Source organism: Gemmatimonadaceae bacterium, from assembly GCA_035633115.1.
GTDB lineage: Bacteria > Gemmatimonadota > Gemmatimonadetes > Gemmatimonadales > Gemmatimonadaceae > UBA4720.
Map to the genome: position 1 here is coordinate 1 of DASQFN010000122.1, position 20312 is coordinate 20312.

At 61.6% G+C, this 20312-nt stretch carries 19 protein-coding genes, 3 tRNA genes and 1 riboswitch; of the genes, 6 read left to right on the forward strand and 16 right to left on the reverse strand.

The window, feature by feature from the left end; genetic code table 11:
- Positions 1-200 (reverse strand): prepilin-type N-terminal cleavage/methylation domain-containing protein (locus tag VES88_18575; protein HYN83491.1); only part of this gene is annotated, 200 nt, incomplete at its 3' end.
- 339 nt (positions 201-539) lie between these two features.
- On the opposite strand from VES88_18575, the gene VES88_18580 reads away from it, so the two are divergent.
- From VES88_18580 to VES88_18590, 3 genes are read left to right on the forward strand one after another with little or no spacing between them, the layout of a single operon-like run.
- A complete protein-coding gene (locus tag VES88_18580; GenBank protein HYN83492.1) occupies positions 540-1757 on the forward strand; it encodes a Re/Si-specific NAD(P)(+) transhydrogenase subunit alpha in 1218 nt (405 codons plus the stop codon).
- Positions 1754-2056 carry an NAD(P) transhydrogenase subunit alpha gene (locus VES88_18585; GenBank protein ID HYN83493.1) on the forward strand — a complete coding sequence of 101 codons (303 nt, stop codon included), beginning with the start codon at positions 1754-1756 and terminating at the stop codon, positions 2054-2056. Before VES88_18580 ends, VES88_18585 begins: the two co-directional genes overlap by 4 nt.
- Positions 2049-3455, forward strand: coding sequence for an NAD(P)(+) transhydrogenase (Re/Si-specific) subunit beta (locus VES88_18590; protein ID HYN83494.1), 1407 nt, complete (start codon positions 2049-2051; stop codon positions 3453-3455). The genes VES88_18585 and VES88_18590 overlap by 8 nt, the downstream gene beginning before the upstream one ends.
- Positions 3456-3622: 167 nt before the next feature.
- Here VES88_18590 and VES88_18595 read toward each other — a convergent pair whose 3' ends face one another.
- Together VES88_18595 and VES88_18600 are read right to left on the reverse strand one after the other, a co-directional pair.
- A complete protein-coding gene (locus VES88_18595) occupies positions 3623-4021 on the reverse strand; it encodes a hypothetical protein (GenBank protein ID HYN83495.1) in 399 nt (132 codons plus the stop codon).
- Positions 4022-4059: 38 nt separating this feature from the next.
- Positions 4060-4152: transfer RNA gene (locus VES88_18600), tRNA-OTHER, on the reverse strand.
- Between the two features lie 463 nt (positions 4153-4615).
- Here VES88_18600 and VES88_18605 point away from each other — a divergent pair.
- Positions 4616-5350, forward strand: coding sequence for a hypothetical protein (locus VES88_18605; protein HYN83496.1), 735 nt, complete (start codon positions 4616-4618; stop codon positions 5348-5350).
- 348 nt (positions 5351-5698) lie between these two features.
- Positions 5699-6079, forward strand: coding sequence for a tyrosine-type recombinase/integrase (locus VES88_18610; GenBank protein ID HYN83497.1), 381 nt, complete (start codon positions 5699-5701; stop codon positions 6077-6079).
- Positions 6080-6183: 104 nt separating this feature from the next.
- Here the strand turns inward: VES88_18610 and VES88_18615 are convergent.
- Positions 6184-6271, reverse strand: a tRNA-Ser gene (locus VES88_18615).
- Between the two features lie 341 nt (positions 6272-6612).
- Here VES88_18615 and VES88_18620 point away from each other — a divergent pair.
- Positions 6613-7026: a hypothetical protein gene (locus VES88_18620; protein HYN83498.1), complete on the forward strand. Its 414-nt coding sequence runs from the start codon at positions 6613-6615 to the stop codon at positions 7024-7026.
- Positions 7027-7110: 84 nt separating this feature from the next.
- Here the strand turns inward: VES88_18620 and VES88_18625 are convergent.
- The 12 genes from VES88_18625 to VES88_18680 form a co-directional block, all read right to left on the reverse strand.
- Positions 7111-7200 (reverse strand) — tRNA-Ser (locus VES88_18625).
- Positions 7201-7271: 71 nt separating this feature from the next.
- Positions 7272-7799 carry a tRNA adenosine(34) deaminase TadA gene (gene tadA / locus VES88_18630; protein HYN83499.1) on the reverse strand — a complete coding sequence of 176 codons (528 nt, stop codon included), beginning with the start codon at positions 7797-7799 and terminating at the stop codon, positions 7272-7274.
- Entirely contained in the window at positions 7753-10461 is a 2709-nt protein-coding gene (gene clpB, locus VES88_18635) for an ATP-dependent chaperone ClpB (protein ID HYN83500.1), read from the reverse strand. Before clpB ends, tadA begins: the two co-directional genes overlap by 47 nt.
- A gap of 100 nt (positions 10462-10561) precedes the next feature.
- Positions 10562-11020, reverse strand: coding sequence for a hypothetical protein (locus tag VES88_18640; GenBank protein ID HYN83501.1), 459 nt, complete (start codon positions 11018-11020; stop codon positions 10562-10564).
- Between the two features lie 126 nt (positions 11021-11146).
- A complete protein-coding gene (selB, locus tag VES88_18645; GenBank protein ID HYN83502.1) occupies positions 11147-13030 on the reverse strand; it encodes a selenocysteine-specific translation elongation factor in 1884 nt (627 codons plus the stop codon).
- Complete coding sequence (gene recO / locus VES88_18650) at positions 13027-13788, reverse strand: DNA repair protein RecO (GenBank protein HYN83503.1); 762 nt, start codon at positions 13786-13788, stop codon at positions 13027-13029. The genes selB and recO overlap by 4 nt, the downstream gene beginning before the upstream one ends.
- A gap of 9 nt (positions 13789-13797) precedes the next feature.
- Complete coding sequence (locus VES88_18655) at positions 13798-15762, reverse strand: TonB-dependent receptor (GenBank protein HYN83504.1); 1965 nt, start codon at positions 15760-15762, stop codon at positions 13798-13800.
- A 47-nt stretch (positions 15763-15809) separates the two neighbouring features.
- The gene (locus VES88_18660) at positions 15810-16625 is read right to left on the reverse strand and encodes an ABC transporter ATP-binding protein (GenBank protein HYN83505.1); all 816 of its coding nucleotides are present in this window, start codon (positions 16623-16625) and stop codon (positions 15810-15812) included.
- A complete protein-coding gene (locus VES88_18665; GenBank protein HYN83506.1) occupies positions 16622-17611 on the reverse strand; it encodes an iron ABC transporter permease in 990 nt (329 codons plus the stop codon). Before VES88_18665 ends, VES88_18660 begins: the two co-directional genes overlap by 4 nt.
- Positions 17608-18498 (reverse strand): helical backbone metal receptor, encoded by an 891-nt coding sequence (locus VES88_18670; GenBank protein HYN83507.1) that lies wholly within the window; start codon positions 18496-18498, stop codon positions 17608-17610. The genes VES88_18665 and VES88_18670 overlap by 4 nt, the downstream gene beginning before the upstream one ends.
- Before the next feature lie 92 nt (positions 18499-18590).
- Positions 18591-18793: riboswitch (cobalamin riboswitch) on the reverse strand.
- Positions 18771-19793 carry a hypothetical protein gene (locus VES88_18675; GenBank protein HYN83508.1) on the reverse strand — a complete coding sequence of 341 codons (1023 nt, stop codon included), beginning with the start codon at positions 19791-19793 and terminating at the stop codon, positions 18771-18773. It overlaps the preceding riboswitch by 23 nt.
- The gene (locus tag VES88_18680; GenBank protein HYN83509.1) at positions 19774-20304 is read right to left on the reverse strand and encodes a bifunctional nuclease family protein; all 531 of its coding nucleotides are present in this window, start codon (positions 20302-20304) and stop codon (positions 19774-19776) included. The genes VES88_18675 and VES88_18680 overlap by 20 nt, the downstream gene beginning before the upstream one ends.
- Between the last annotated feature and the right edge of the window lie 8 nt (positions 20305-20312).

Below are 20312 nucleotides of genomic sequence, written 5' to 3' on the forward strand. Positions count from 1 at the left end.
GAGAAGTACGTGCCGGCACTGTCGGCAGCATAGCTCTCTTCGTACGTGGCCAGGTTGCGAAGGTCTGCCTTCATCGATGCGAGGTAAGCCTTCTCCTTCGTGTTCGCGAACTTCGGGATCGCGATCGCGGCAAGAATGCCGATGATGACGACGACGATCAAAAGCTCGATAAGCGTGAAACCCTTCTTGTTGCGGACCATTGGTTCTCCTTGAACAAAGGAAGTAAGGGGGGGTTGGAGGCACCGGTGGGGGTTGCCGGCGCCACGTCACGCCAAGGCACCACGCAGGCTACCAAGCCTAAGGACGCTAAAGTCCCTGGCGAGTAACGACTTGAAAGATCCAATCGAACTTCGAATGGCCGAAAATTGTCTCGCAAAATGCCAGCATTATTGCAAACCGCATTCAGCCCGAACGACGCGCCGCACCTCCGGGACGACTAATTTTCCCGCGCAGGCGCTCGCGCGGACGCTCGTGGCTTTGCGCCGCGCAACGCTACCGACGACGATCACCACCCGAATCATATTCCCATGCAGATAGCAGTGCCCCGCGAAATTGCCGCAGGCGAGAGGCGAGTCGCGCTCACACCCGACGTGATTCCTCAGCTCACCGGCCTCGGCCATACGATCCTGTTCGAGCGCGGAGCCGGCGATTCTGCGGGGCTTCAGGACGAAGCGTACCGCGCGGCAGGCGCGCAGCTGATCGATGACGCCGCGACGCTTTATGCGACGGCGGAGATGATCCTCAAGATCCAGCGGCCCGCGTCCGGAGACTCCGGCATGCCGAACGAGCTCGCACTGATCAACGAGAGAGCCGTCCTCATCGGCCTGCTTCAGCCCGCTGGAGATCCCGAATTCTTTCAACAGGTTGCCGGGCGACGAATAACAGCTCTGTCGATGGAGCTCGTCCCGCGCACATCGCGAGCTCAGATGATGGACGCCCTTTCGTCACAGAGCACTGTCGCCGGATACAAAGCCGTGCTGCTCGCCGCCAACGCGCTTCAGAAATTCTTTCCTATGCTGATGACAGCCGCGGGCACCGTGCGACCGGCGAAGGTTCTCGTGATTGGCGCAGGCGTGGCCGGTCTGCAAGCGATCGCAACAGCGCGCCGGATAGGCGCCGTGGTCGAGGCATTCGACACGCGCCCTGTCGTCAAGGAACAGGTGCAGAGCCTCGGTGCAACTTTCGTCGAGCTCGGCGTAGGATCTGAAGTTGCTCAGGACGCGGGAGGATACGCGAAAGAGCTGTCGGAGGAGCACATAAAAAAGGAGAAGCAGCTCATTCACGATCGCGCCGCTCTGGCAGACGTGATAATTACGACCGCGCTCGTTCCCGGCAGGCGGGCGCCCATTCTCGTGACGGCCTCCGCCGTCGCGGCAATGCGGCCCGGCTCAGTGATCGTCGACCTCGCCGGCGAGCAGGGCGGAAACTGCGAGCTCAGCGTGCCCGGCGAAACGGTCGTGCGCAATCGCGTCACGATCATCGCGCCCCTTCACATCTCGAGCGACCTCGCCTTTCACGCCAGTCAGATGTACGCGAAGAATGTTTCGGCTCTCGTCACGCTGCTGGCTCCAAAAGGGACGCTCGATCTGAATCTCAAGGACGACATCATCGATGCGGTATGCGTGACGACTGACGGTGAAATCAGGCACGCACCGACGCGCGAGCGACTGGGGCTTCCCTCGTCGCCGGCGGGCATCAGCGAAGCCGCCAGTGAAACCGGCGGACAATCACCTCAGCCAGCGAGGGCATCAACGTGAGTCAGGAGCTCGTGCTCGGGATCTATGTCTTCATCATGGCGATGTTCGTTGGATTCGAAGTGATCTCTCGCGTTCCTTCGGTGCTGCACACTCCTCTCATGTCGGGCACCAATGCGATTCACGGGATCGTGGTGCTTGGCGCGATGCTCGTCGCCGGCGCCGCTGACACGACGCTGTTGAAGGTGCTGGGGTTCGTGGCTGTAGTTTTCGGTGCTGCGAACGTCTTCGGCGGCTTTGTCGTCACCGATAGAATGCTGGAGATGTTCCGCAAGCGTGCCGTGGAGAAAAAGGATGCTTGATGCCCGCGACTCGGGCATTGCCATCGCCTATATCGCCGCAGCCGTTCTCTTCATACTTGGCCTGAAGCGGCTGAGCTCTCCGGCAACCGCGCGGTCGGGAAACCGGCTCGCTGCCATCGGCATGGCGGTCGCGCTCGGGGCCACGCTGCTCGACCGCCAGATAATCTCATTCTGGATAATCGCCGCCGGTACACTCGTCGGTGCGGCAATAGGGATCTACTTCGCCCGCACAGTTCAGATGACCGCAATGCCGCAGATGGTCGCGCTCTTCAACGGCATGGGCGGCGGGACCGCGGCACTCGTTTCAGTGGCCGAGTATCTCCGTCTCACGCGCGGACTTGGGCCAAGCGGCGTCGGCGCGGGCGAAGCAACGTCAATTGTCCTCGGCACCGCTATTGGCGCGATCTCGTTCACCGGAAGTCTGATTGCATTTGGAAAGCTGCAGGAGATTCTGTCCGGGAAGCCCCTTCAGTTCCCGTTTCAGCGTTCGCTGAACGGGCTGATCCTCCTCGCGATTTTCGCGCTCGGCGTCGCGATCGCGCTTGGAACCGGCGGGGTGCCGGCGCTGTGGCTTGTCTTCGTGGCGGCTCTCCTGCTCGGAGCATTGTTCGTTCTTCCTATCGGCGGCGGCGACATGCCGGTAGTGATCTCGATACTCAACTCGCTCACCGGTCTCGCAGCGGCACTGACTGGCTTCGTGCTTCACAACCAGATGCTCGTAGTGGCGGGAGTTCTCGTTGGTGCGTCGGGTACGCTGCTGACTCTGCTCATGAGCACGGCGATGAATCGCTCGGTGGGCAACGTTCTGTTCGGTGCGTTCGGCGCGGGAGCGGTCGATCCGGCGACGCAGGAGTTTCTTGTTCCTCGCACCGTCAAGCAGACCACCGCCGAGGACACGGCCATTGCGCTTGCCTACGCACGGAGTGTCGTCATCGTGCCCGGTTACGGCCTGGCCGTCGCAGAGGCGCAACACACTGTGCGTGAGCTTGCGACCGATCTGGAAAAACGCGGCGTCGACGTCAAGTACGCGATTCATCCGGTTGCGGGTCGAATGCCGGGTCATATGAACGTTCTGCTCGCCGAGGCAAACGTACCGTACGATCAGCTGCTCGAGATGGATCAGGTGAACGGCCAGTTCGCACAGACGGATGTGGTGCTCGTTGTGGGAGCAAACGACGTCGTGAATCCCGCGGCGCGCGACGATCCGTCGAGTCCGATTTACGGCATGCCGATTCTCGACGTGGACCGTGCTCGCAACATCGTGGTGCTGAAGCGGAGCATGGGGCACGGCTTCGCGGGAATCGACAACGCCCTCTTCTATCACGACAACACGCGGATGCTGTTCGGCGACGCGAGGCAGTCGCTGATGAAGGTCGAGGAGGCCCTCAAGACAGCCTAGGGCCAAGTCGCTTCCTATCAGTGAAGACTACGCCGGCTTCCCGCCGGTCCGTAGTGGATCATGCGGAGCTCAGTGGCAACAACTCTGCCGGGTGTTGCTGTTGATCCTGACCACGCCAACTGCGCTGAGCGATTGCTCCGGCGGCGACGTTGGCCGAACGCCAGCCGCTATCTCCGGGTGATTATTGCTATTACGCCGCGGCTGTTGCCGAGCCCGAACTTCGTCTGCGCTTCCCACGACTGATACATACGGATCTCGGCAATCTGGGACGCGTCGATGTTCCGAAGCGTGCTGAGGTCGCCGAAAGCAACGCCGTCCAGATAGACGTTCGGATACGCGGCCGATTGGTCGCCGCTCAGACTCGTCTGTCCTCGCGAGACGAGGAAGCTTGGCCGGAGCCGGGAGATGACTTCGTATGCACTGCCGGACATTCCCGCAGCGCTGATCTCCTGCTGCGTAATGAGCTGGGACTTGCGGTCTGCGCCAGCTGCTCCCGAGGACGAGGGGGGAGCGCAGCCGAGCGAAATCGCGACGATCAAAAGAGGAAGCAGACGGACGCGGACCATTGTTATCTCTCCTCGAGGGACTACAAATAATACAACTACGGACGGGGTGGGATTCGAACCCACGGTGCGCTATTAACGCACACACACTTTCCAGGCGTGATAGCTGGACATTCAAAGGGGACATTTTGTCCGCCTAACACTATGGCGGAACGTGCAATGTCTCGTGCAACACCCTCGAATGTCTAGGCGTGTCCGGCACCGAATCGACACCTGAACCGACACCAACACTCGCAAAACCTCCTGCTCCCGAAGCAGGTCAATCCACTAACTAACGATTACATTCCGCCGGATTCTAGAGGAAAACTGGGCGTCGGTGCCGGACTCTCCTGCATCAATGCGCGATTCTGCCGGAAGAAACGGGTAAAGAAACGGGTAAATTCCGCTGTTTTATCCGTTGTTTTGCGGGCCGGACCCGTCGGCGCCATTTTCCAACCCGTGACACGTTATGCCGCTGTACTCCCAAAACCGTGGAGCTTTGTTATGAGATTCTTTAGCAGCCCATGTGCATGGCTCATTGTGATTTCTGCCGTCGGTTCCGCGTGTAACCGCGGTAACGATACGCCTCCTCCGGCTACCGATGCCGCCGCACCGCCGGTGGTCAACATTACCGCCACTGAGTACGCCTTCGAGGCGCCCGATACGATACTCGCCGGATGGAACACGTTTCACCTCGTGAATCGCGGTGACGAGCCGCACGCGGCGACGATTTTGCGGCTTGCGCCGGGGCGGACGCTCCCGCAATACATACAGGCGTACGGCGACGCGATTCGCACCCGTCGCCCGCGCCCAGACTGGGTGAGGGCCCTTGGTGGACCCACTGCTGTACCGCATGGTGAGGGGAACGCGACACTGAACCTGGAGCCCGGCACTTATGCGTGGATAGACCTTCCCTGGCATCTGCTCGACCACGATCAGGCACACGCATTTGTGGTCCGACCGCGCACCGGGAATACCCCGCCGCCGAGCGCGCCCGTGCCCACTGTTTCCTTACGGATGTTCGACTTCGGCTTTGAGCTTAGCGCACCGATCAAGGCCGGGAAGCACCTGATCCGAATCGCTAACCGAGGCGTCGAGCCGCACCACGCTCTGCTGTTCAAGCTGGGTCCCGGCAAAACCATCGAGCAGCACAAAGCATGGCTGTCAAGAAATATGCAGGGCGAAGCACCCTCCACGTTCGTCAGCGGAACGGGGGGACACGCCACCGGTGCCGAAACCTTTCTGGCAGTGGACCTGACGCCGGGCGACTATGTGCTAGTCTGCCTAGTCGCAGGTCGGGACGAGGTGCCGCATTTTACGAAGGGTATGATCCAGCAGATTCGAGTCGAATGACCGAGGCAAGCTCAACCACGGAATGGCGCCTCAGTTGGCGCGCTGATGTTCACAGGCCAGTACTACGCGAGTCGGTAGTGTCTTGATAACCCCGGAGGCATCCGAGGGATTAGCATGCAGGTGGACACGCGCTTCAGTCACGAGCGCCGTTGCCGTCGTGTCCTGCGCCGTTGCGGCTTTCCCCCAAATTACAAGCACCACCAAGATGTACTTCCCTTCTTTCCACGGTTCGTAGTAGCGGTGGTAAACCCACGTCAGCCCCTTTAGTGGAGTCATGGTGGAGATCGTAATGCCGGCGTGACGGACTAGGCGCGGCTGTATCTCGTCCCACACGCGGAGTCAGATAAGATCGGCTTCGCGCACCAGACGCCGTTGTCCGAGGACGCGGTAGCAGCGCTGACTACTGAACGCCGGCGAAGAACGATGCTCAACGATACCTGGGTGTTCCCCTCGGATCGTGACCCATCGAAACCGCTTCCGCGTCATACGGCGAACAAGTGGTGGAGGCGTGCGGAGAAGTTGGCGGAGATCGAGCACGTTGAAGGCACTGGCTATCACTCGGCCCGGCGCAAGTTCGCTTCGGAGATGAAGTCAACGAACCTGCGCGACCTCGCCTACATGGGAGGCTGGAAGAACCCGCAGACGGTTCTCACGGTCTACCAGCAACCGGAAATGGAAGTACAGCGGGAGGCCCTTGCTGGTCGCAAGAAGCTCCGGGTTGCAGGGTGATTCCGGTGCAATCCGACACCTCGAATCGACACCTTGCCTTTAGAGTCCCGTGAGAAAGCAAATCCCCTCACGTTCGGAAGCGGTGAAGGGATAAGCAGTTACTACGGACGGGGTGGGATTCGAACCCACGGTGCGCTATTAACGCACACACACTTTCCAGGCGTGCGCCTTAAACCACTCGGCCACCCGTCCCGATCGCAGGGAAGATTCAGAGGTCGTCGCTCTGCTTCCAAGCAGCCTTGGGCAAAAAAGAGCGCCGTCCCTAAAGCTGGCGCTCTTGGCACTCGCATTTTAAGCCCTCGGCCGAGTAAATCAAAGCGGCTCGCAGTGGAGCCCCGCGCGCACAAATTCCGCTCAGCGGTGTACTAATTCTCGCCGTCGTGCAACAAGGAAATCACGAGCTACGTGCCCAACTGTTCGGGCTACGCATCTTTGTGATATTGGGTGGAAGCATCCGTTTACAAAAACCCGTTAACAAGCTAAACTACATAGACGGAAGGCGATGCGTCCCCTTCCCTTTTCCGGAGCCTTTCATGGCACCAACCAAAAGCTTTGTCAACATACTTTCCCTGGTCGTGATGCTGGCTCTGACTCTGAGCACAGCTGCTTCTGCGCAGCATGGAAGTGGCGAGCCCGGGATCGCGAGTTTTCTCTCAGCTGTCAATTCAATTGGTGAGGAGATCAGCGCTCTCAACGCCGAGAAGAGCGTCACAGCCAACGACATTCACCTGATGAGCATTCAAAAGCTCTCGAACCCCGGCAATTCAGCGACGCTGAACAGGGCGATTGCGAAGAATGCGGCACAGATCGCCACGCTGCGCAATGCGCTGAGATCCAACACGGCGATCACGGCCAAGCTTGCAGCGAGCGGCGTTTCCGTCGATCAGGTGATCGCGATGAACGTCGAGGCCGGCAGCGAGATACACATCTTCTACCAGTCATCCTAACTGCAAAAAAAGAGGGCCTGAGAAATCAGGCCCTCTCTTTTTGCTGAGAACTGCGGACTACGACGGACTGCGGACCTTCCGATACGGACAGGGAGAGATTCGAACTCTCGATACCGGGTTCACCGGTATGCCGGTTTTCGAGACCGGTGCCTTCAACCACTCGGCCACCTGTCCTGCGCTCGAAAAGTATCGGATACAGGGAACACCGACAACCGCGGACGGCGCAACAAAAATGCGCGGCGGAGCTACGAAGTTTTTACCCTGCGCGATTCGAAAAATTCCGCGAGCATCTGCCCGCACTCATCCGCCAGCACTCCGCCCTGTACCTCGGGCGTGTGGTTGAGACGCGGGTGCCGGAGCAGGTCGCCGACTGATCCAGCCATCCCTGCCTTCGCATCCCACGCGCCGAAAACCACGCGACTGATGCGCGCCAGCACCATCGCTCCAGCGCACATCGCGCACGGCTCGAGCGTCACGTAAAGAGTGCAATCATCGAGGCGCCAGCGGTCCAGATCCGCTGACGCGTCACGAATCGCTATCAGCTCGGCGTGTGCCGTCGCGTCCTGATCGCGTACCGTGCGATTGTTCGCGGCGGCGACGATCGAATCGTTGCGCACCACAATCGCTCCAATGGGTACCTCGTTCTGTCGCGTTGCGTCATGGGCGAGCGCAATTGCGTTCTGCATGAAGCGCTCATCGATCTGCCCCCGCGACAGGCTCACGCGTTCAGCCGGCCGCCCCCGCTCCAGCTCGTCGCTGCCGCGGCGGGACACCGTCACTCCCGCCACCGCCGGGGCCATCATCATCCGAGGCAGGGTCCGTCGTGCCGGTCCTGCGCGCATCCTCACCGAGGTTGGTGAAAACGAGCTCACCGTTCTCGTCGATGTCCGCGGTGACCTTGTCTCCCTCGAGAAATCTTCCCTCGAGCACCGCAAGGGCCAGTGGATTCTGAATCAGACGCTGGATCGCTCGCTTGAGCGGGCGCGCACCGAGCGCAGGATCGTAGCCCTGCTTCGCGAGGAAATGCTTGGCCTTCGGAGTGAGCTCGATGCGAAGCTTCCTCTCGCTCAACAGCTTCTCCAGCCGTTTCAGCTGAAGCTCGATGATATGCTCGATCTCCTCTTCGCCGAGTGGCCGGAAGATGATGACGTCGTCTACACGATTCAGGAACTCAGGGCGGAAATGCTGACGGAGCGCGCTCGTGACCTGCTTCTCGATCGCATCCCAGTCCTCGGTTCCGTGCTCGAGGATGAACATGCTGCCGATATTCGAGGTCATGATGATGACGCTATTCCTGAAATCGACGGTGCGTCCCTGTGAATCAGTGAGTCGCCCGTCATCGAGAATCTGCAGGAGAATATTGAAGACATCGGGATGTGCCTTCTCGATCTCATCGAACAGCACGACTGAATACGGCCGGCGTCTGACTGCTTCCGTGAGCTGTCCCCCTTCGTCGTAACCGATGTAACCCGGAGGCGCGCCGATGAGTCGCGCGACTGCGTGCTTCTCCATGTATTCCGACATGTCGATGCGGACCATCGCCTGCTCGTCGTCGAAAAGGAACTCTGCGAGTGCGCGCGCAGTTTCGGTCTTCCCGACACCGGTGGGTCCGAGGAATATGAACGAGCCAATCGGACGATTTGGATCCTGGAGCCCGGCGCGGGAGCGACGTACCGCATTCGACACCGCACGCACCGCTTCGCCCTGCCCTACCACACGCGTCGCCAGAACCTGCTCGAGACGAGTGAGGCGCTCGCGCTCGCCTTCCAGCATCTTCGAAATTGGTATGCCGGTCCATCTCGCGACGATCTCAGCGACATCTTCCGCGGTCACTTCCTCCTTCAGGAATTGCTTGCCGCCTTCCTGCTTGCTCGCCAGTGTCTGCTCCACGTCGTGCAGCTGCTGCTCGAGCTGGGGGATCGTTCCGTACGTGATCTCCGCTGCCTTGCCGAGGTCCCCGGTGCGCGTTGCCTTCTCGGCTTCGATGCGCGCCTCCTCGATGTGCTTCTTGATCTTGCCTACCGAGCCGAGCGTCTCCTTCTCGTTCTGCCACTGCGTCCGCATTGCATTGGATTTCTCGCGCAGTCCCGCAAGCTCGCGCTCGATGATACTGCGTCGCTCCTTCGAGGCAGCGTCCTTCTCCTTCTGAAGCGCCTGCCGCTCGATCTCCAGCTGAGTGATGCGGCGCTCGACTTCATCTATCTCCTGGGGCATCGAGTCGATCTCGATTCTCAGTCGCGATGCGGCTTCGTCGATCAGGTCGATTGCCTTGTCGGGAAGAAAGCGGTCGCCGATGTAGCGATTGGATAGGGTGGCCGCGGCGACTATCGCGCCGTCGGTGATGCGCACGCCGTGATGTACCTCGTACCGCTCCTTCAGTCCGCGGAGAATCGCGATTGTGCTCTCGACGCTCGGCTCGCCGACATACACCGGCTGAAAGCGCCGCTCGAGTGCGGCGTCCTTCTCGACGTGCTTCCGATATTCGTCGAGCGTCGTCGCGCCGACGACGTGAAGCTCGCCGCGCGCAAGCTTTGGCTTGAGCATGTTGCCGGCGTCCATCGAGCCTTCGGCCTTCCCGGCGCCAACGAGGTTGTGGAGCTCGTCGATGAACACCACGAACTGCTCCTGCCCTTCCGTGAGCTCCTTGAGCACAGCCTTGAGCCGTTCCTCGAATTCTCCGCGGAATTTTGCGCCGGCGATCAGCGCTCCGAGATCGAGCGCGAGCAGCCGCTTGTTCTTCAGTCCCTCGGGCACGTCGCCATTCGCCATTCGCTGAGCGAGACCTTCAGCGATAGCCGTCTTACCGACGCCGGGCTCGCCAATCAGAACAGGGTTGTTTTTGGTGCGCCGTGAGAGAACCTGAATCACACGGCGTATCTCTTCGTCGCGACCAATGACGGGATCGAGCTTGCCTTTTCTTGCCGCGTCGGTGAGGTCCCGGGTGTACCGCTGCAGCGCCTGGTATTGATTCTCGGGAGTCTGATCGGAAACTCGATGTGTTCCGCGTACGGCCTGCAGCGCCTCGAGCAGCGAGTCGCGCGTGACGCCGACGGAGCTGAGCAGCTGCTTGCTTTCCGCTCCCTTGACCTCCGCGAGCGCGAGGAGCAGATGCTCAGTGGACACGTACTCATCGCCGAGATCCTTTGCCTCCTTCTCCGCTCGATCGAAGATCTGCGTGAGCTCGCGCGAGAGATTGGGTTGTGCGTCGCTCTGCTTCGGATACCGAGCGGCTTCCGCCTGGGCCCGTTCCCGGAGAGACGCAACGCTCACACCGAGCTTTTGCAGAAGAGGAACGACGATCCCCTCGTCCTGATTCAGCAGAGCGAGAAGTAGATGGAGATCGTATACGACGGGGTTGCCCGCTTGACGCGCTGCCGAGACGGCTTCGTTGAGCGCTTCCGCGGATTTGACCGTGAGGCGATCGGGGTTGATCATGGTGACTCAGGCTGCAATGTGAGTGCCCCGAATGTCTGCCACAGTGGCGGGCAGAAAAAGAGCGCGCCCCCCAAAAGGGAGCGCGCCCTGATCGTATCCGCTACTTCGACACAAGCATTTTCTTGACTACTGCCTTTCCATCAACCTCGAGACGATACAGATAAACGCCCGAAGCGACCTCCTGCTGCGTCCTGCTGTCTTTCCCATCCCAGTACGCCGTGTACTGATTGCAGGTCAGGAGGAGCCGATCGAGCGCTTCCCCTCCAGCGACATTCCCAGTCCCGCCTTGCAGCACCGGCACAGCAACCGGCTGCGCCAGAACATTGTAGATCCGCAAGCTCACGCGGTACAATCGACTTGGATCTGTGCACCCCGGCCCTTCGCCGATCGTGAATGGAATCCTCGTCTCCGGATTGAACGGATTTGGAAAGTTCTGCCCCAACTCCAATCCGGCGCCTCGCGCTTTGCCGGTTTGGGTTGACACTCCCTGTGCCGACAGATGGCTTGGCATGAACGCGCTGAGGGCCAGCACTAATAGTGCCCCCCACAGGTGTTTCATTTTTTTACATCTCCACTGCTGACAAAGAAGTGTTTAGAAGGATGCTCCTGATACAGGTTGTACGTTTGTTCTCCTTCGGCGAAGCTAGTCCTGGCGTTTGGGGGTGTCAAGCAAAAGCTTGAACCGTCACCTGTTCCCGCCAGTACGAGCACCCGCGTCCCTGCCGGCGAGAACCCTCCCCGCCGCGTTGCGACTCGTGACCCCCTTCACATCACAAAACTCGAGGAACGGGATCAGGTACTTCCTTGAAACCCCGAGAACCTCCCGAAGCTCCGCCGGGCTGTAAGTTCGGCCCGGCTCCAGCGTGGAACGAAGCTTACCGACCATTTTCGCTACCGCGTCCGGAGAGTAATACCGGTCCTCCGAGACCTTTACTACCTCGCCATTCCGCTCCAGATAACGAAGCACGTCCTCGACTTTTTCACCAAAGACCTCGACCAGCTCCGACACTGCGGGAGGTTCACTCGGCGTAATGCAAATCCTGTGCATGACGGCCTCGGCGACCCCGCGATCCCGACCGCTCAGCCTCGGCGACCATCCCGCCGGTCTCACTGAAGACTGGCGAATCTCGATCTTCCCCTTTTTCGCGAGCTGATCGAGAATGCGGTCGATCACGCGGTCGGGAGCGCCGGCGGTCGATCGAAGGCTCTGGAGTTGGACACCCGGCTCGAGCGGAAAGTTTTCGACGTGCGCGAGGACAATGCGTTGAACGGTCTGCTCGAGCTCTTCCAGCACTTTCGTGTGATAAAGCCGCGACTCTATCTCCACGAGACCGGTTTCCCGTGCCAGGACCACGGCATCGGCTGGCGGCAGGCCGAGCCTGATCGGCACCTGTTCTACCGGCAGACCCGAAAGGTCTGCCGCTCGGGTCATTTCGTTGAGAAGTTCACTGGCGTTTCTCGCCGCAACGGTCGAGGCCGCGCGACGCCTTCGCTTGCGCGGCGGAAGCGGGTCGCGAATCACACCACCGCCGATCGTCGTTGGGGGAGACGGCAATCTCAACACGAAACGGTCGCGTCCTCTCACCAGCAGCGGCTCATCGAGCACGATGGTCGCGATGAAGTGCTGCTCATCCGCGAATCCTTCGACGACGCGGCGACTGATTCTGGCTCCGACATCCGCCGTTCCGAGATGGAAGCGTAAGCGCGTCCGTGGTCCGATCGCGACGTCGGTGGCGGTGAGTCGAACGTCGGCTTCGATCCTCGTCGTCACGGGCCACGACGGCTCTGCAATCACGACACTGCCGCGTGCCACTTCGCTGACATCGAGATCCGAGAGAGCCAGTGCTACACGCTCCCCGGGACCCGCTGATTTGACGACTTCACCATGATGCTGAATTCCGCGGACGCGAGATCTTTTGCCCGGCGAAAAGATTCTCACCGTTGCATCGCGGGCAACCATTCCACTCCAGACGGTGCCGGTTACAACCGTTCCGGTCCCTTTCACCGTGAATGCACGGTCCACAGGCATACGGAAGAGATCGTCGGCAGGCCTTGATCGTTCCTTCGCGCCGAGTGCGGCGGCCGCGATCGCTCGGCGAAGCTCAGGTACGCCCGCACCCGAAACCGCGGACACCGGCACAAGCTCGCTCGCAGCGAATCGAGTATCCGAGAGCAGCGCCCTGACATCATCCATCACCAGTGACAGCCATTCCTCCGTCACGAGATCCCGCTTCGTGAGGGCCACTACCGCTCGCGGGATTCCGAGTAGAGAGAGGATCTCGAGGTGTTCTCTCGTCTGCGGCATCACACCTTCGTCCGCGGCCACGACGAGAAGCGCTATGTCGATACCGCTTGCACCTGCGAGCATCGTGCGGACAAATGCCTCGTGCCCGGGAACGTCAACGATTCCAACGGTTCCAATGCCGTCTACGACGAGTGGCGCGAAGCCGAGGTCGATTGTAATTCCGCGTCGCTTCTCCTCCGGAAGACGGTCCGTGTCGACTCCGGTGAGAGCTTTCACCAGGGCAGTCTTTCCGTGATCGATATGCCCGGCTGTGCCCAGTATCATGCAGCGCTCCAGGCGCCCTGTTCCCAGACGCGGAAGGCGCGGAGCTCGCGATCGCTGCCAAGGTGCTCCTGGAAGAACTCGCGCAGGAGACGCTGGTGCGCCCGACCTTCGGCGCTAGACAGCGGGGCGGCTTCAGCGCCCACGATCCACGTGCGGATCGCGTCTCGCGCCGTGGGAGGAAGAAGACGGCTGCCGGCAGCGGCAGCGCCACAGCGTTGGCATAATGCGCCGCCTGCCGAATGCGAAAACGAAACTGCCAGAGACGGGTCGAGTGGCGCATGACAGTTGGCACACACGTCGAGGGCGGGTGTGAATCCGAGATGAGCAATGATTCGCCACGCCCCTCCCAAGCCAGCGTCGAGGGTCTTCTGTGGCTCGGCGGCGCCTATTCTGTCGAAGCACTCCTCGGCAACGTCGAAGATGCCGGCCGCCGACTCCTCGTACGGAAACCGCAGGACGATTTCCGAGATCATGGAGGCCGCAGTGAATCTTCCGACGTCCTCGCCCAGCTCGGCACGAGCGCGTGTCACATCGAGTGCGCCGAGCGTCTGCAGCTCGCGGTTGGGTCGAAAGTGAATTTCAGCCAATCCCTGGGCAAAGAGGTCCATCGCGCTGCCGAAGCGTTTCCTCGACCGCCGTGCCCCGCGCGCCAGCACCGATTGCACTCCCGCGTCACGCGTAAGAAGGCGAAGAATTCGCGACGTTTCGAGGTAGTCGAACGCGTGGAGAACGATCGCTTCGGTGACGAGAGGTGCCATGTGCGCAATCTACAAACTCCCGCTGTAGCGTGCGCCGAGCAGCACGGTCCGTCCGGGAGCGGGATAGTGCAGCACAGTTTCGTATTTCCTGTCGAGCGCGTTCTCGACTCTGGCGGTGAGCGACAGCGCCGAGCCTGAACCGGTCCGCCAGAGGTCGACGACACCAGACGCGTCGATTCGCGCATATGCGGGAAGAGTCACGGTCGGCGACGGAAACTGGTTGAAATCGATGTCCGGACGCTTGCCTATATAGCTCGCGGTGAGCGCAAGTGAGCTCCGCCGAGGCGAGATTCGAAGGGACGCGGTTCCGGAATGAGTCGGTCGCCTTATGAGCGCCTCGCCCGGGGTCAGGCTGCCCATGTAGGCAGACGAGACTCGCGCCACGCGCGGCCGCGCGTGGGTGAAGCTGGCATTCGCCGACACAATACCTGGCGGCGTCACGTCGACTTCGACCTCATAGCCATTGGATTCGGCCTCGGCGAGATTCGCGTAGCTGCCCTTGAACGAGGGTGGCCCGCCTGCGACGAACTGAATGAGATCGTAAAAACGTTGATTGAAGTAGCTGGCCGAAACTCTTGCTATGCCTGAACGCACGGAATGCTCGAGCCCAGCCTCCCAGCTGCGTGCGCGCTCGGGCGTCAAACCGGGACTGCCAACCGTGTAAAGCGTTGGCCGAAGCTGATTGAACGCCGGGGCGTTGTACGCTGTGCTGAGCGATGCGCGAAAGCGCGTAGCGACAGCGAGCGGCACGCTCGTTCCAATGCGATAGGTCGAGCGGGCATCGTAGTCAGAGTTGTCGTCAATCCGTCCCGCGATTGTGTACGATAGACGCCTGAACGCCGTGCCCAGAAGCTCCGCGTACGCGGCGTGGTTGGTTCGATGCGCTGCGAACCGCGAGTCAGCGATGAGCGGCGCGCCGACAGGTGCGGACGATGAGCTGCTGCGCTCCCGCTCTCGCAGGTACTCGCCTCCGACGTTCAGAATCGTCTGCATTGGCAGCGTGAAACTGAGCCGCGCTTCTGCCATGCGCCGAAACGCGCGTGACAGATCGGCTAGATGAACCGGACTCGATGCGCCGAATGGAATCGCGATGTCTTCGGTCAGATCGGATACTTCGTTCGTTCCAGCGAGAATGCCGATGCGGACAGCCGATGTGATCTGCCGGCCGGCGTCGAGTCCCACGGTCAGCCGATGCTGGACCCGGTAGGAGTTGCTGTCGACTGGCGCCCCGGTGTAGTCGGTCGGGTAGTGGAATTCCGCGCTGGTGTAGCGCGCAGACACGCGCAGGTTGTTCGCGGATCCAGGTAACAGTGAGAGCGCACTGCTCAGAGTCCCGCTCGAGTACTGATTATTGAAGTCGAAAATCCCGTCGCTCCGATGCTGCGCTCCGGCCAGCGAATATCCCACTCGCTTCGCTGAGCCGTTGACGCCGAGCTCGCCGTCGATTGTGCCGTACGTGCCGCCCCGCACGCTGGCATTCAATGAGAGTGGTCCTCGACCAGAGCGGGTGAATATCTGAATGATGCCGGTCACCGCGTCGGCTCCGTAAAGAACACTGGCGGGACCGCGGACAATCTCGATCCTGTCGACGTTGTCGGTCGTCAGGTGGCTGAAGTCGAAGAAGCCTCCCGACTGGTTCACAGCGACACCGTCGATCAGAACCTTTGTGTAGCGACTTTCACCGCCCCTCAGAAACAGAGTGCTCACCGATCCGATGGATCCGTTCTGAGCCATGAGCGCGCCCGGCACGAGCTGGAGCGCATCGGACACGCGAGCAACGCCTCGCGCGCGAAGATCGTCGCCGCTGATAACGGTGACCGACTGCGTCAGCTCGCTTCGCCTGACCGGTGTCTTGCTGGCCGAGACGATCACGGTATCCAGTGTAACGGTGTCCCTGTCCTGCCCCGCGACCGTCGAGGCAACAAGCGCAGACGTGATGCAGATCAACGACGCGCGCGAAACGGAACGGGCCAATCTCTGAGTAAAGGGCATGGCGTTAACCAGAAGAAAAGTTTGGACGATCACGAGAGGGCAGTGGGGCGCCGGAGAGGCAGCAGAGCCGGTGTGCCTGAGGCAGGATCGCGGGTGACCACGAGCGGCCAGTCGTAGATTTCCTCGAGCACGGAGGCGCGCATTACGTCGCCCGGCGCGCCTGACGCGGCGACCTTGCCGCGATCGAGAAGCACCATGGTCCGGGCGAAGCGAGCGAGGAGATTGAGCTGATGGCTCACGACCAGAACGGCCAGACCATCACGCGCCAGCGAATCGAGGAGCTCGAACAGCGACATCTCATGAGGCATGTCGAGGAACGTCGTGGGCTCGTCCAGGACAAGCGCCGATCCTTCCTGAGCCAGCGCGCGAGCGATGCGGACGCGCTGCCATTCCCCGCCGGAAAGCTCGTCCGTTCGGCGAGAGGCAAAGTCCGAAACGCCCGCGCGGTCGAGCGCCCGCATAACCGCATCATTGTCCTCGTGTGACGGGCTTTCCCACAGGCCAAGCCGGGGATACCGCGCGAGCGACACATACTCATCGACACGCATTGGGAACGCGGTATCCTCGCGCTGAGGTGCGACTGCGACGCGCCGGGCGAGCTCGCGCTGCGTGAGCACCGAGTGACTCTCACCGCCAATCATGATTTGCCCGGTGACCAGCGGTTGACGGCGCAACAGCGCGCGAACCAAAGTCGACTTGCCACTGCCGTTTGGGCCGGCGACGGCCGTCATCGCACCACTCGGGACATCGAAGGAGACGCCGTCCAGGGCGTTGGCTCGCGCGCCCGCATAGCGAACGACCACATCGTCGAACCGAATCATCGATCGCGCGATTTTCTCGCTCACGCCGTTTTCCTGAGCTGAGCCAGGAAGAAAGGAACGCCGAGTATTGCTGTCACGGCGCCCAATGGAAGCTCGGCGGGTGGGCGCAGCGTTCGCGCGGCAAGATCCGCGGCCACAACGAGAGTTGCGCCGACGAGCGCCGAGCCGAGCAACAGCGGCCGGTTCCGACGCAATCCCGCGGCGCGCACGAGATGGGGAACAATCAGGCCAACGAATCCTACGAGACCCGCCGCGGCGACAGTCGCCGCAGCGAGCAGCGCACTCAACAGATAGATGGCACGAGCTGATCGATCGACATCTACGCCGAGTGCCGCTGCGGATTCCTCCCCCAGCGAAAGCACGTCGATGTCTCGCGCCAGATAAACGAGCGCCGCTCCGCCGAACAGGATCGAGAGAGCGAGCACGCTGACAGTCGGCCAGGTCGCGTCGCCCGCGGAGCCCATCATCCACCAGAGGGCTCCCCTCAATGTGTTGGGCGGTGCGTTTGCCAGCGCCACCATTATCACGGCGTTGGCGAAGGCGCCGATCACGACGCCCGCCATGAGAAGAGTCCTCGGATCGCCCCGGCCGCCGCGGCCCGCCGCGCGCGCAACCAGAAGCGCGAGCATGACCGCGACCGCCGCTCCGGAGAATGCAGCAAGCGCGATCCAGCCGGCGTCGTTTGCGCCCGCAGAAAATGCAGCGACGGCGCCAACAGCTGCGCCGCCCGAGACCCCGAGAAGATATGGCTCGGCAAGCCCGTTTCGCAGCGTTCCCTGAAGTGCGCCGCCGCTCATTCCGAGTCCTGCACCGATGAGCGCCGCCAGCGCAACCCGAGGGAGACGGAGGCTGCGAACGATTGCTATGACGGACTCATCGCCGTCTCCGGCGATTGCGCGGATTACGTCGCCTACTGGAATGCGCACGGCTCCGGTCGCAATTGCGGCGATCGAGACCGCAAAGAAAACGACGAGCACAGCGATCCAGTGCCAGCGACGATGTGTGATCACCGCGCGGAGTCCGGAAGAATCCCCGGATGAAAAAGCGTTGCCAGAGCGAGTGCCGCTTCGCCGAGCCGCGCCGCTGGTCGCCCAACGAGTGCCGTGTCCACAACGAGCACCCGGCCATCCTTTACGGCGGGAGCAGCTGCCCATCGCGGATCGGCCTTTATCTTCGCGGCACCTTCCGGCCCGGTGATGATGTATTGCGGATTTCTTTGAAGCACGTCTTCGATCCCAACGGTCGGAGACGCAGCCGCCATTTCACCGTACACGTTCCTTGCGCCGGCGATTTCGATGAGCTCGTTCATGTAGCTGCCTCGCGCAATCGTGATGAGCGGCGCGTCCCAGATGTGCCAGAAGACCGTTGGCTTCGGCAGCGGCGCGGTGGCACGCTGGACGCGGGCAAGGGTGCGCGAGACCGAGTCGGAGACCGCGGCGCCGCTTGCGCTGTCGCCGAAGAGGAGGGCCATGAGCCGCACCGCACGGTGAAAATCGGCGATGCGGTCGATCTTCAGTGAAAGAGTATTTACGCCTGCAGCACGAAGCCTCGTTGCGGCGGGTCGGTTGTCAATGCTCCCGTAAAGCAGCACGAGATCGGGACGCGCACCAAGTACTGCTTCGACATTCGGACGTATTCCGCTTCCGAGATCGGGGACATTCTTCGCTTCTGGCGGATACAGATCCCAGTGAGTGCGGCCAACGAGACGATAGCCGGCGCCGATAGCGAATGCGATCTCGGTTGTCGCCGGGTTGAGTGAGACGATGCGCTGCGGTACGCCGCGGACAACAATCGTGTCGCCGAAATCGTCGGTGAGCGGCGCTGATGGTCGCGCCCGATCCGGAGAGCATGCGGACAGCGAGATGACGGCGCTGATGACGACTGATGCGAGACGCAAAACGGGCATCCTCTTCGAGAGAGAACGCCCGCAACGTCAACGCGCCGGAATGCGACGCCTCGATCGCCACCAGCGCCTCCCCCGAGGTTCTGAAACGTGGCGCGAACGAAAGTCGTCTCCTGGCTCCGGGCCGCGTCGCTCACCTTCCCGGCCGTTCAGATCCAGGCCAGTGGTGCTACGAGCGCGCGTTTGATGCCCGATACAGTGGCGGGGCCGCACCGGCTTCTCACCGGTTTCCGTGGCTCCCCTTCGCGATCAATTGTTCTTCGAAGCTACCTTCGACTCAGCGCCCGGGCAAGCGCAAGCATCATTGCGCCGGCGATGACGACAGTGAGAGCCACGAGATACCTGCGGTCGACCGTCCCGATGCGTCTCGCCGGCGGCAGGTCGATCACCGCGACGGCGTTCACCGGTACATCGTCGGCCAGAAAACGGCGGAATGCACGTCGCTCGAGGACGACAGGGTCCTTCTCCTGGAGCTTCGCACCAACGACGGATCCTTTCTCCTCCTCCACGAGCACCTCGAGCACCTGCGTCGGGGACTCGACCGGAATTCGGAGGGGAAATGCGCCTGCGGGCAGGCTGTATGTGAAAGCGAGCTGCGCGAGCCCGGGGGCGATCGGAGCGAACACAGCCACGCGCGAGTCCGCGAAAGTGACGCCGGCCGCGGGAAGGTCGCCCTGTGAAACACGAAAGCCACTCGCTCCCTCAGGAAGTGAGCCGGCCCACACCGCTCCCGTGTGGCTGGAGCCTGCCGGTATCCTGGTGACCGACGTGTCATTCGCGAGCTCGTAAACTTCCGTCACCGACCGTGTAGCGTTGGCATCGACCCCCGAGACCACGATGTGATGACCGCGCACTCCAATCGGGATGCGAGCGGACGTGGTGTCATAAACCGCAATCTCGGCTTCCTCGCCTTTGACGAGCACGTGGTGAAGCGGACGCGTGAAGTAGGCAATGCCGCCGTACGAGGCAGAGGCGAAATAAATCGCCGACTCGTCGCCGGTCCGCCGGTATTCGAACGAGTATCTGCCGCTGGCGTCCGCGCGGACGGAATCGAGGGGGGCTGCGCGATCCGACCCGACCCGGTGAAGCGTCACCCAGATGTTGGGCACCGGCAACATATCCCTCGCGCCCGGACGTACGACTTGTCCCTCGACGCGCTGAGGGACGTCAGTCGTCGCGGGCGAATCCTGATCGGATGGAAGCGGGGGTGGTGTTGGGGTCTGCGCTCCGGCAATCGTCGCAAGCGCGAGGCAGCAGACGAGGCCGATGCTAGATATTGAACTTCCCAAGATCTTCCGGGCGCAGATTCTCGAGGTACTTCTGAAGCTGCGAGGGCGTCATCTCGTCGGACTGTTCAACTTCCTGAGCCGAAGGGATCGACTCGGACTCATCCGAGCTGTCGTCGAACAGCAGTGACGTGAGGAGATCTTCCTGCGCGTAGATGGGAGCGGCGAAACGGAGGGCAATCGCGATGCTGTCCGACGGGCGAGCGTCGATCTGAATCATCCTCTCCTCGAGACGGATATGCAGCTCGGCGTAATACGTCCTGTTTTCGACTTTCGTGATCTGGATGCGGCGAAGGGTTCCGCCGAGTCCGGTGATGAGAGTCTTGCAGAGATCGTGAGTGAGCGGCCGCTCGCGACGCAGCTTGCTCATCTCGATGACGATCGACTCGGCCTCGGATTGGCCGATCCAGATCGGGAGGAGACGCTCGCCGTCCTTCTCCCGCAGGATCACTACGTAGGAATTGTTGGAGCGATCGAGCCCGAGGCGCATGACCTCACATTCAACGAGCTGCATTCCCGGAA

Coding starts and splice junctions, on each gene's coding strand:
- VES88_18640 (HYN83501.1), bottom strand. CDS start 11,020: ATGAAACACCTGTGGGGGGCACTATTAGTGCTGGCCCTCAGCGCGTTC.
- VES88_18680 (HYN83509.1), bottom strand. CDS start 20,304: ATGCAGCTCGTTGAATGTGAGGTCATGCGCCTCGGGCTCGATCGCTCC.
- VES88_18590 (HYN83494.1), top strand. CDS start 2,049: ATGCTTGATGCCCGCGACTCGGGCATTGCCATCGCCTATATCGCCGCA.
- recO (HYN83503.1), bottom strand. CDS start 13,788: ATGGCACCTCTCGTCACCGAAGCGATCGTTCTCCACGCGTTCGACTAC.
- VES88_18595 (HYN83495.1), bottom strand. CDS start 4,021: ATGGTCCGCGTCCGTCTGCTTCCTCTTTTGATCGTCGCGATTTCGCTC.
- selB (HYN83502.1), bottom strand. CDS start 13,030: ATGATACTGGGCACAGCCGGGCATATCGATCACGGAAAGACTGCCCTG.
- clpB (HYN83500.1), bottom strand. CDS start 10,461: ATGATCAACCCCGATCGCCTCACGGTCAAATCCGCGGAAGCGCTCAAC.
- VES88_18620 (HYN83498.1), top strand. CDS start 6,613: ATGGCACCAACCAAAAGCTTTGTCAACATACTTTCCCTGGTCGTGATG.